This window comes from Streptomyces tricolor (assembly GCF_002155905.1).
Classification (GTDB): Bacteria; Actinomycetota; Actinomycetes; order Streptomycetales; family Streptomycetaceae; genus Streptomyces; species Streptomyces tricolor.
Genome location: NZ_MUMF01000325.1, coordinates 1 through 10,070 on the forward strand (window position 1 = coordinate 1; position 10,070 = coordinate 10,070).

Sequence of the window (10,070 nt, forward strand, 5' to 3'; positions counted from 1 at the left end):
ACCCGGCGGATGCCGGCGGCGCCGCGCAAATCAGGGCGCGGGCGCGACGCGCGGCGCCGCCGGCATCCGCCGGGTCACACCTTGCGCCAGCGCGCGTTGCACCAGGAGAAAACGCCGAACGCGGCCAGGCCGAGCGCGACCAGAGCGAGCATCCAGGGCCCGGCCGGCAGGTCCCGGAACGCACGCAGCGTGTCGTCCATGCCCCGGGCCTTCCCCGGCTGGTGCTGGACGGCCGCGACGAGGGCGAACACACCGGCCGCGGCGAAGACGACACCACGTGCGGTACCGCCGGTCACCCCGAGGGCCTCGACGACCCGCCGGGTCCGGGCGGACATCGCGTGGGTCCGCAGGTCCTCGCGGAACGTCCTGAGCAGGGCCCGCACCGAGATCCACAGCCCGGCGATCACCACTGCGGCCCCCGCGACGCCGAGGATCCACTGGCCGCCGGGCCACTCCAGGATGCGGGCGGTGACGTCGTCGGTCTGCCGGTCGGAGGACCCGCTGCCGCTGCCCCGGTCTCCGGCCGCGTAGGCGAGCACCGAGTAGGACAGGAAGCAGTAGAAGGCGAAACGGAACAGGGACGCCGCCCGCCGGGAGAGTTTGGACCCGTCCGGTCCCACCCCGCCGAACACCGCCTCCGACAGCCGCCACACCGCCATGCCCGCGAGCGCGACGCCCACGACCCACAGCATCACCGACCCGAACGGCTGTCGGGCCAGCTCACCCAGGGCTCCGCCGCGGTCGGCCTGGTTCCCGCCGCCGTCACCGCCGAAGGCGACCTGCAGAGCGATGACCGCCACGAGCACGTAGATCAGCCCACGCGCCGCGAAGCCCGCCCGGGCCGCCGCCGCCATGGCCGTGCTGTCCGCCGCCCGGCGCGCCCCGAACCGTCCTCGCAGTGCCCATGACCGTGCGTCCATACACCGCCGAATGCCCCCGTGCCCCGCCCTGACACCTGCCGCCGACCTGCGGGGCGGGCGTGTGCCGCCGTACCGATGCTCCCCAGGACTTGTTGAGTGCCGGGAGGGGTAGTTTCCGTACCTCCGCATGACGACCGGGGCCGGGATGCGAGGATGGGGCGCCATGGCAGCAGGGTGGGGCGTGCGCACGGTGCGGGCCGCGGTGTTCGCGGCCGTCTGTGTCGTACTCGCCGCCCTGGGGCACGTCCTGATGTCCGGCCGCGACGTCGCCGCTTGGGCGCTCGCCGCCGGCCTCGCCGCCACCGGCGGCGCGGGCTGGTGCCTGACCGGCAGGGAACGGGGCCCCGCGCTGATCGTCCCGCTCGTGGTCGCCGCCCAGACGGCCCTGCACTCGGCGTTCTCCCTCGCCCAGTCCGCTTCCGCGAGCCCCGCACCCCTGTTCTCGCGGCCCACGGGCATGCCGAGCGACATGAGCGGCATGGACATGGCGCACATGGCGCACATGGGGAACATGGGGCACTCCATGGGCTCCGGCGGCTGGCCGGTGTCCGGGATGACGGCCGCCCACCTGCTGGCCGCGTGCCTCACCGGACTGTGGCTGGCGTACGGCGAGCAGGCCGCCTTCCGCATCCTGCGGACCGTGGCAGGATGGCTGGCCGCGCCGCTGCGGCTGCTGCTGGCCGTACCCGTGGCCACCGGCCGCCCGGACCACCGCCCGCGCCGGCCGCGCTCGGACCGGGCGCCGAGCCTCGCCCTGCTCATCCACGCGATCACCTCGCGCGGGCCGCCCGTGGGGACCGCTGTCGTCTGAAGACAGCCGGTACACCGAGGCCGCCCCTGAGCGCCTTGGTCCACGGCCGTACGTCCGCGCACCCGCCGCAGCACTCGTCCGCGGGGCGCGCCGGAGAGCCGTCCGCGCCGCCCGTGCGCGCGACGTAGGGCCGTCTCCTCACGCACCGGACCTCGCGCGCTCCGGCATGCCCCCGGTCCGGTCACGGCCGACCCGAGAAGGACACCAGGTGATCACTCCTGTCCTGCCCGCACCACGGACCGCTTCCGACCCGTCGGCGGCCGCCGACGAGTCCACGACCGCGTGGGCGCTGGCCGCCCGCGGCGGTGACACGGACGCGGTCGAGCACTTCGTCCGCGCCCTGCACCGCGACGTCCAGCGCTATGTCGCCCACCTCTGCGCCGATCCCCAGGCCGTCGACGACCTGGCCCAGGACACCTTCCTGCGCGCCCTCGGCAGCCTGCACCGCTTCGAGGGCCGTTCCTCGGCGCGCACCTGGCTGCTGTCCATCGCCCGCCGGGCGGTGACGGACAGCTACCGGCACGCCGCCGCCCGGCCCCGGCCGGCCGACGTGGCGGACTGGCAGCTGGCCGCCGAGTCGGCCCAGCCGCGGGGCCTGCCCGGATTCGACGACGGCGTCGCCCTGCTCGACCTGCTGGCCGGGCTGCCGGACGAGCGCCGGGAGGCGTTCGTCCTCACCCAGCTGCTCGGCCTGCCCTACGCGGAGGCGGCCGAGGTCAGTGACTGTCCGGTCGGCACGGTCCGCTCCCGGGTGGCTCGCGCCCGGGCGACGCTGATCGGCCTGCTCGACGCGGCCGAGGAGCCCGCCGCCGCACTGGCCGCCTGACCGGCGGGGCCGGCGGCACATCCGCCGCCGGCCCCGCGGGGTTCACTGCCCGGAGCGGTCCCGGCTGGTGAGCATGAAGCGGGCCACGCCGTCCTCGGTGCCCGACCGGCGGAAGCCCGCCTTCTCCAGGACGCGCAGGGAGGCCGGGTTCGACAGCTCCACGCCGGCGACGACGGCGTGGACACCGGGTGCGGTGAGGGCGAAGTCGGCCAGGGCCCGGGCGGCCTCGGCGGCGTAGCCCCGGCCGCGGCGGGAGGCCACGACGCCGTAGCCGATCTCGACGGTTCCCTCGCTGGGCGGCCAGAACAGGCCGATGGAACCGACCACCAAGCCGCTGTCGCGCTCGATGATCAGCCGGTGGCCGTGCTCGCCGAGCCAGGCCGGGTGCTGCGCGAAGAGCGCGGCGATGACGCGGTCTCCCTCGGCGGGGAAGTCGTCCGCCCACCGCGCCGACCTGGTGTCGGCGAGGACCGCGGCGGCCTCGGCGCCGGTCCAGGGCCTGAGGACGAGGCGAGCGGTGGTCAGCTGCGCGGGGGCGGGGGAAGAAGCGGTGGACATGTGATCACTCCTGGTCGTGGGAACGACCGGCCCGCGCTGCGCTGCTGTGCTGTCAGGCGGACCGGACGAGGGCATGCTGAGGACGGCCGACGACGGCCATATTCATCAACCTCCTCGTCCCGTGATCACGCGTCTCTCGCGCCGGCGCGACCGTAGCAACCGTGTCCCGGCCGGCGCAAAGGATTTTGCTCGGCCGGACCCGGACCCGGACCCGGACCCGGACCCGGCACGCGACCGCGGACGCCCACCGGCGCGCGACCGTGCACGCTTTCCGGCGCGTCACCGCCGACGCCCGCCGAGCAGCACCGCGCAGGCAGCGGCGGTCAGCAGTCCGCCGGCGAGGAACGTGCCCCGCACGCCGGCGAGCGGCAGGACCAGCCCGCCGAGCGCGGCGCCCGCCGCGATACCGGCGTTGTAGCAACCGGAGTTCGCCGCGAGAGCGAGGTCCGTGCGGCCCGGTGCGCAGTGCAGCATCGCGTTCTGGGCGGTCATGAAAACGGGCCCGAGCGCACCGCCCGTCAGGACCAGGCAGAGCACCGCCGCCCCCGGGTGGTCGCCGGCCGCGTACAGGCCGAGCATGCCCACGGCCTGGGTGGCCACGGCCGTGGGCAACGCGGTGTGCGGGAAGCGGTCGAGCAGCGCCGCCGTGATGCTCACCCCGGCCAGACACGCGGCGCCGAAGGCCGCGAAGAGGGTGCTGACCGTGCTCGGCGGGAACCCGCTCACGACGCCCAGGAACGACACGAGGTAGGTGTATCCCGCGAACGCCCCGGTGGCGGAGAGGAACCCCGCCGTCAGCACGGTCCCGAACCGGCGGGCGTCGGGCCGGGGCGCGTAGGCGGCGGGCGCTTCGTCCGGACGCGAGACCGGCAACAGCACAGCGATGGTCACGAGGGAGACCAGCCCCAGCACGGCCGGCAGGGCGATCGGCAGCTGCCACCCGCTCTGCCCGCCCAGCCAGGTCCCGGCGGGCACACCGAGCACGAGGGCGAGCGAACCGGCGACCGACAGCGCCCCGGCCGCACGCCCGCGCACCTCGGGTGCGAACAGGCCCACCGCCACCGGCCCCGCCACGGCCCAGAACAGGGCCTGCGCGAGCGCGGTCAGCAGCCGGGCCGCGAGGAGCAGCCAGTACGACGTGGCCAGGGCCGCGACCAGACTGGACACGACCAGCGCCGCCAGCAGTCCCGTGAGCACATGACGTCGGGGCACCGACCGCAGGGCGTGGGCGAGCGGCAGCGAGGCGACGGCCACCGTCACGCCGTACCCGGTGACCAGCAGCCCGACCGCCGACAGGGACACCCCGAGCCCCTCGGAGATCAGTTCCAGCAGGCCGATCGGCAGGCTCTCGGCGGTGTTGAAGGTGAAGGCGGCCAGCATCAGGGCCGCGAGCACCGCCCACCTGCGCCACGCGGCCGGCCGCGCCGCGACCCCGCGCTCCCGGGCCGCCCTCGTCCACCGCGCCTGCTCCGTGGCACCACCCATGGAGCCACCTCACCGGCCACACCGGCCCCACCGCAACCGAATTGCGACCCCCTGCCCGCCGGAGGACCCCCAAACCACCGCCGAGGACGGCGCGCCGGGCTTCCTGGTGGGGGTCACCTTCCCTCAGGGAGCGCTGCCCGAGCGCCGCAAGGCCGGCCAGATCGCGGACGTGACGAAGACGGTCCTGGCCGCGGCCGGTCTCTCCGCGGAGGAGGCCCCGAGGGTTTGGTGCTGGCGTCTCCCACGTCATCGACTGGGAGCACCTGCCGACCGCGCTGCCGGAGAAGCTCCTCAAGCCGGTCTTCGTCCGGGCGGCCGACTGAGCCCGGCCGCCTCACCGGCCCGGCGCGGGACGTGGTGTGCCAGGCGCATGTGCCAACTGTCCGCCAACCCCCTGGGAGCGCCTTCCCGTTGACCTTCCGTGCGGTATGGTACGAGCTGTTTGGTTTAATTTTCAGCTTGGGGGAGGGTCCATGGCTCAGCAGGAGCGAGCTGTCCGGACCCGACGCGCTGTTCTGGAGGCCGCCGCGGCCGTCTTCGCGGAGCGCGGTTACGCGGCCGCCACCATCGCCGAGATCCTCAACCGGGCCGGCGTCACCAAGGGCGCCCTGTACTTCCACTTCGACTCCAAGGCGGCCCTCGCCCGGGGCGTGCTGCAGGAGCAGATGCGGACCGAGTACCACCTGCCGCGGGAACTGAAGCTCCAGGAGTGGGTGGACGCGGGCATGACCCTGGCCAAGCGGCTGCCCCAGGAGCCCATCCTGCTCGCCGGTGTCCGGCTCTCCGCCGACCTCCAGGGCCACGACGTCCTCGGCAGTGCCTGGCCGGCCTGGGCCCGGCTGACCTCGTGCGTCCTGACCGAGGCCAAGGAGCGTGGCGAGGTGCTCCCGCACGTCGTCCCCGAGGAGACCGCCCAGGTCTTCCTCGGCGCCTGGATCGGCGTGCAGTTCGTCTCCCAGGCCGTGGCCGGCTGGGCCGACCTGGACGACCGTATGTCGGCGCTGTACGACCACATCCTCCCCGCGATCGCCGCCCCGGCCGTCCTGGTCCGGCTGGACACCGCGCCGGACCGGGGTGCCCGTGTGATCGCCGAGGTCCACGAGAAGTCGGCGTCCCTCGCCGGCGTCCCCGGCTGACACCGACCGGCCCGCCCGGCTCCGGGCACGACCGCCGCCACGCGACGCCACGGGCCGGTGTGCGGGCCCGTAGCAAACCGCTGAGACGGTTTACGCCGGACCGCCGCCGGGTGACGCCCGGGCCGGTAGCTTGCGTCGGACCGTGACACCGCCCGAATTGACGTAGGTGTCACCGGGAGCGCCTCGCCAAGAAGGCGCTCCCGAAGGGCAACACCTGTCGACTCTCCGCACGACACCGACGTGATCATTGCCGGGTGCGGCCCGACCGGCGCGATGCCGGCCGCCGAACTGCGGCTGTACAGCGGGTCGTCCGCCGCCGGGACGAAGCTCGACCGGGCCGGCACGACCAGGGTCGGGCAGGCGCCCCGCCGCCGCGCGGACCGGAACGAGCGCCGGGCGTTCTCCGCGAGCGCCGACCATCACGTCACGGTCGGACCGAGGGCGCCAACCGCCCTCGTGAGGCTCCAGACCCGCCGCCCAGCCCGCACCCACCGGCCCGCCGCCGAAGAAGGCGACCGCCGCCTCGCGCGAGGGGAACGGGACCGGCCACGAGTCGAGCCAGGCACCGATCTCCTGGGGTCCCCCGGGTTCGGACCACCCCGCGACTGGCTTTCCAGGACGGGCCGGTCCAAGCCCAGGTCCGCCACCACCGCCATCACGTCGGCCACGAAAGCCGCGCGCGAGACGTCACGCGGATGCCGCTCGGCGGCCCCGTGCCCGTGCTGATCGACCGCTGCCACCCGGAACCGGTCGGTCAGCCGCCGTGCCGGCACGTCCCCTGCGCCCGCATGACCGGCCATCCCGTGCGACAGCACGACGGCGGGCCCCGCTCCGCCCCAGTCCCGGCAGACCAGCCGGACACCGTCCCGGACCACCACACGCTGGGAGATCCCGGCAGATCCGGCTCGGGGTCAGGGCCGGCCGCCGCGTTCCAAGGGGATCCGCTCGCCCGCCTCGATCGCGACCGGCAGCCGGTTCTCGGCGGGCGGCAGCGGGCACGTCGCCAGGTCGGTGTAGGCGCAGGGCAGGTTCACGGCGCGGTTGAAGTCGAGGGTGACCATGCCGTCGGGGCCGGGCGCGGCGATCCGAAGGGAGCGGTTCGCGGCGTACGTCGTCACACCCGAGGTGGTGTCCGTGAACAGCACCATGAGGCTGCCGGGCGCGCTGGCGGGGAACACGGTGAGCCGGTGCCGCTCGCCGGCCAGCTCGAACTCGACCTGGCCGGGGGAGTCGTAGACATGCTCCAGGCCCTCCACGGCGGCACCGACCGCCACGGGCCGCGGCTGGGCGAAGGGCAGGAAACGGCCGGTGACCACCCAGCGCGGGTCCGGGTCGTAGGCGGGCGTGTACCGGAAGGAGGTGCGCAGCGGGTTGTCGGGGTGGCGGGGGCGCAGGATGTCGTGGCCGCCGCGCCGGGCGACCTCGAGCACGGCGTCGCCCCAGCCGGCGTACCGGCCGGCCCGCTCGGGGATGGTGCCGAACGCGTACCGGCCGCGCACCGCCGTGCCGTCCACGTCCAGTTCCTCACCCTCGGCCAGGTCGACCACGACTCCGTCGGCCGTCGCCGACCAGGCACCGGGAGCGTCGGCGAAGCGGGCCGGTTCGGGGCCCAGCCAGTGCAGTCCGGTGACGGCGAGGAAGCCGTGCGGCGCCGCCAGCTCCTCGTCCTTGGCCCGGTGCCACTCCTCCCATCGCTTGACGAAATCGGCCCGGTCGATGTCCTGGACGCTCATGTCCGCTCCCTCGGTACGGTGCTGCCGGTCGGGTCCCGCGCGTTGTTCAACGGCCGTACCCCCGCTGGTTCATCCCGCCCGCCGGCGTGTTCTCCGCCCGATCTCCCGTGTCGCAGCCGTCCGTTGGCGGGCCGTTCACCGTCCGTCCCCGCTTTTGGCTGGAAATGTGGCCGGTTCACATTCCCGGGTCGGGCCACGCGCGTCCGGTGAAAGGACATGTGTTCGCGGTCACTAGGATGTGAGGTCAAGACAACCATGCGACCGGCCCGTTGGATCCGGGCCGGTCGGGGTCGCCGATGCCAGGGACCGCTCCCCGGGCTGCGGTGATCTTCCTTCTCAGGAGGACCCTCCGCATGTTCCGACGAATAGGCACCGCCGTCGTCCGTCATCCCATTTGGACGATCGTGGCGTGGCTGATTGCCGCGGTGGCGATAGTCGCCACCGCTCCGAGCCTGCCCTCGAACAGTGACGAGAGCAGTTTTCTTCCCAAGAGTTACGAGTCCATCAAAGCGGCGGACCTCCAGGAGAAGGCGTTCCCCAGCGCCTTCACCCCGTCCGCGATCGCGCTCTACCAGCGCACCGACGGCGGCAAACTCACCGCCGCCGACCAGAAGGATGTCGCCCGGATCACCTCCGAACTGGGCAAGAAGCACATCGACCAGGTGCAGAAGGTCGTCCCCGGCCAGCCGTCCAAGGACGGCAGGTACACCATGACCCTGGTGCAGATGGACAGCAAGAACGCCGGTCAGCCAAAACAGGCCGACGCGGCGAAGGAATTGCGTGACGAGGCCAAGAAGCTGGCCAAGGGCACGGATCTCGACGTCAAGCTCGGCGGTTCCGCCGCGCAGGCGCTCGACCAGCAGGACTCGTCCAAGCGGGGCGAGGCGTTGATCGGTATCGGCACCTTCGTCATCATCCTGGTGACCCTGCTGATCATCTTCCGGGCGCCGATCCTCGCCGTACTGCCCCTGGTGCTCATCGGCCTGGTGTCCGCCGTCGCCAACGGGCTGATCGCGTACGCCACCAAGCTGTTCGACCTGGAGGCGAACAGCTCGATCTCGTCCATCCTGATCGTCGTGCTCTTCGGTGTGGGCACGGACTACTTCCTGTTCCTGATATTCCGTTACCGCGAAAGTCTGCGCGCCGGCGACGAACCCAAGCAGGCCATGATCAACGCGGTCGACCGGGTCGGCGAGGCCATCGCCTCGGCGGCGGGCGCGGTCATCATCGCGTTCCTCGCCCTGGTGCTGTCCACGCTGGGCTTCCTCAAGCAGATGGGCCCGGCGCTCGCCATCGCGGTCGGCGCCACCCTGGTCGCGGGCCTGACGCTGATCCCCGCCGTGGTCTCGCTCATCGGCCCCAAGGTGTTCTGGCCCTCGAAGTCCTGGCAGAAGGAGCCGCAGAACGCCCGCTTCGCCGCCCTCGGCCGGGGCGTCCAGCGCCGCCCGGCGCTGACCGCCATCGTCTCCGGTCTCATCCTGCTGGTCCTGTCGGTCGGCACCCTCGGTTACAAGGCCACCTTCGACCTGGCGTCCGGCTCCATGCCCAAGACCAAGGAGTCGATGGTCGTCCAGGACGAGTTGCAGAAGGCGTACTCGGCGGGCGCGGCGGCCCCCACCGACGTCTACCTGACCAGCACCGACGGCAAGCCGCTGGACAAGGCGGCCTTCGACGCGTACGCGCAGAAGCTCGGTGCCGTGGACGGCGTCGCCAACGCCCGCATGACCCAGGTGAACAAGGCGGGCACCACCGCGGACTTCACCGTCACCCTCAAGTACGAGGCGTCCACGGACAAGGCGATCGATGCCGTGGGCCGGGTCCGCGACGTCGCGCACTCCGAGGCGCCCGACGGCACCGAAGCGCTGGTCGGCGGTATGTCCTCGATCTACAAGGACATCAACGCGGCGGTCAACCACGACTACAAGACGGTCTTCCCCGTCGCCGCCGTCCTGATCATGATCATCCTGGGGCTGCTGCTGCGCAGTGTGGTCGCCCCCTGGTACCTGATGGCCTCCGTGGGCCTCGGCTTCGGCGCCACCCTCGGCGCCACCGTCTGGATCTTCCAGGAGGGGCAGGGGCACTCGGGCCTGATGTTCATGCTGCCCGTGATCATGTATCTCTTCGTGGTCGCGATCGGCACCGACTACAACATCCTCATGATCGCCCGGCTGCGTGAGGAGGCCCGTGAGGGCCGGGAGCCGCGCGAGGCGGCCGGCATGGCGCTCCGGCACGCCGGTCCGACCGTGGCCGCGGCCGGCTTCATCCTGGCGGCGACCTTCGCCACGATGATGCTCGCGGGCAACTCGCTGCTCTCGGAGATGGGCTTCGCGGTCTCCTTCGGTATCGCGGTGGCCGCGTTCGTCATGGCGATGTTCTTCACGCCGGCCCTCACGGCCCTGATCGGCCACGCGGCCTGGTGGCCGGGCCATGGTGACCGGGCCGAGGTACCGGCCACCGGAACCGGGAGTTCCGGGCCGGTCCGCGGTGACGGGGACCAGAGCAGCACCGCCCACGATCCCGCCGGGCGCCGCGGCTAGCCGCAGCCGGTGCGATCGGTGAAGCCCTGCCGGGCCGCACGGCCCGGCAGGGCTTCTTCATGTC

At 73.1% G+C, this 10,070-nt stretch carries 9 protein-coding genes; 4 read left to right on the forward strand and 5 right to left on the reverse strand.

Going from position 1 to position 10,070, the window contains the following annotated elements; genetic code table 11:
- Positions 1–74: 74 nt before the first annotated feature.
- On the reverse strand, positions 75–854 hold the full coding sequence (locus tag CCN44_RS23360; protein WP_086699242.1) for a DUF1206 domain-containing protein: 780 nt from the start codon (positions 852–854) through the stop codon (positions 75–77).
- A gap of 229 nt (positions 855–1,083) precedes the next feature.
- Here CCN44_RS23360 and CCN44_RS23365 point away from each other — a divergent pair, with 229 nt between their 5' ends.
- Together CCN44_RS23365 and CCN44_RS23370 are read left to right on the forward strand one after the other, a co-directional pair.
- Positions 1,084–1,731 (forward strand): hypothetical protein, encoded by a 648-nt coding sequence (locus CCN44_RS23365; RefSeq protein ID WP_086699245.1) that lies wholly within the window; start codon positions 1,084–1,086, stop codon positions 1,729–1,731.
- Between the two features lie 208 nt (positions 1,732–1,939).
- A complete protein-coding gene (locus CCN44_RS23370; protein WP_086699249.1) occupies positions 1,940–2,557 on the forward strand; it encodes a sigma-70 family RNA polymerase sigma factor in 618 nt (205 codons plus the stop codon).
- 42 nt (positions 2,558–2,599) lie between these two features.
- Here the strand turns inward: CCN44_RS23370 and CCN44_RS23375 are convergent, their stop codons facing one another.
- Together CCN44_RS23375 and CCN44_RS23380 are read right to left on the reverse strand one after the other, a co-directional pair.
- Entirely contained in the window at positions 2,600–3,115 is a 516-nt protein-coding gene (locus tag CCN44_RS23375) for a GNAT family N-acetyltransferase (protein ID WP_086699251.1), read from the reverse strand.
- A 279-nt stretch (positions 3,116–3,394) separates the two neighbouring features.
- Positions 3,395–4,495, reverse strand: a complete 1,101-nt coding sequence (locus tag CCN44_RS23380) for an MFS transporter (RefSeq protein ID WP_414820515.1) — start codon at positions 4,493–4,495, stop codon at positions 3,395–3,397.
- A 578-nt stretch (positions 4,496–5,073) separates the two neighbouring features.
- On the opposite strand from CCN44_RS23380, the gene CCN44_RS23390 reads away from it, so the two are divergent.
- Positions 5,074–5,736, forward strand: a complete 663-nt coding sequence (locus CCN44_RS23390; RefSeq protein ID WP_059247159.1) for a ScbR family autoregulator-binding transcription factor — start codon at positions 5,074–5,076, stop codon at positions 5,734–5,736.
- 419 nt (positions 5,737–6,155) lie between these two features.
- Here CCN44_RS23390 and CCN44_RS23395 read toward each other — a convergent pair whose 3' ends face one another.
- Both CCN44_RS23395 and CCN44_RS23400 read right to left on the reverse strand, forming a co-directional pair.
- Positions 6,156–6,614 carry an alpha/beta fold hydrolase gene (locus tag CCN44_RS23395; protein ID WP_414820514.1) on the reverse strand — a complete coding sequence of 153 codons (459 nt, stop codon included), beginning with the start codon at positions 6,612–6,614 and terminating at the stop codon, positions 6,156–6,158.
- A gap of 33 nt (positions 6,615–6,647) precedes the next feature.
- Positions 6,648–7,469, reverse strand: a complete 822-nt coding sequence (locus tag CCN44_RS23400) for a DUF1684 domain-containing protein (RefSeq protein ID WP_059247160.1) — start codon at positions 7,467–7,469, stop codon at positions 6,648–6,650.
- A gap of 353 nt (positions 7,470–7,822) precedes the next feature.
- Here CCN44_RS23400 and CCN44_RS23405 point away from each other — a divergent pair, with 353 nt between their 5' ends.
- A complete protein-coding gene (locus tag CCN44_RS23405) occupies positions 7,823–10,006 on the forward strand; it encodes an MMPL family transporter (RefSeq protein WP_086699256.1) in 2,184 nt (727 codons plus the stop codon).
- The last annotated feature ends 64 nt before the right edge of the window (positions 10,007–10,070 follow it).